The organism is Natrinema soli (genome assembly GCF_028618695.1).
On sequence record NZ_JAQIVI010000635.1, the window covers coordinates 9834 to 10420 of the forward strand.

At 68.7% G+C, this 587-nt stretch carries 1 protein-coding gene; it reads right to left on the reverse strand.

The genetic code is table 11. From position 1 onward, the window contains the following. Positions 1–63 precede the first annotated feature (63 nt). Positions 64–587, reverse strand: a 524-nt coding sequence (gene hisA, locus PGX04_RS28745; protein ID WP_273741615.1) for a 1-(5-phosphoribosyl)-5-[(5-phosphoribosylamino)methylideneamino]imidazole-4-carboxamide isomerase, incomplete at its 5' end; no start/stop codon positions are given.

Here is a 587-nt window from a genome sequence, read left to right on the forward strand (position 1 = left end):
AGTTGGACGGCTCTCGCGTTGCTCGAGCCGCGCTCCCGGCCACTGAAAACGGGCTAGCTGTGACTATTCATCTAAGCCGACCGCGGCCTGCGCGTCCTCGAGCGTAAAACTGCCCTCGTACAGCGCGCTCCCGACGACGACGGCCGCTGCACCGGCATCTTCAAGCGATCGCACGTCCTCGAGCGTCGCGACGCCGCCGCTGGCGATGACGGGGATGTCGGTCGCGTCGACCAGTTCGCGGACGGGATCGGTCGCGACCCCCTCGAGTTGCCCCTCGACGTCGACGTTCGTAAAGAGGATCGCGGCGGCTCCGAGGTCGTCGTACCGCTGTGCGGCCTCGACGGGCGAGATTCCCGCGCCTTCGGTCCACCCTTCGACGACGACCTCGCCGTCCTTCGCGTCGAGGCTGACCACGACGCTCTGGGGGTACTCCGCGCTGATTTCGGCCACGATATCGGGGTTCTCGACCGCCGCAGTGCCGAGAATGACGCGGTCGACGCCGCGCTCGAGCAGGCCGATTGCCCCGTCTGCGGTGCGGATCCCGCCGCCCAGCTGGGTCGGGACGTCGACGGCGTCGATCACGGCGT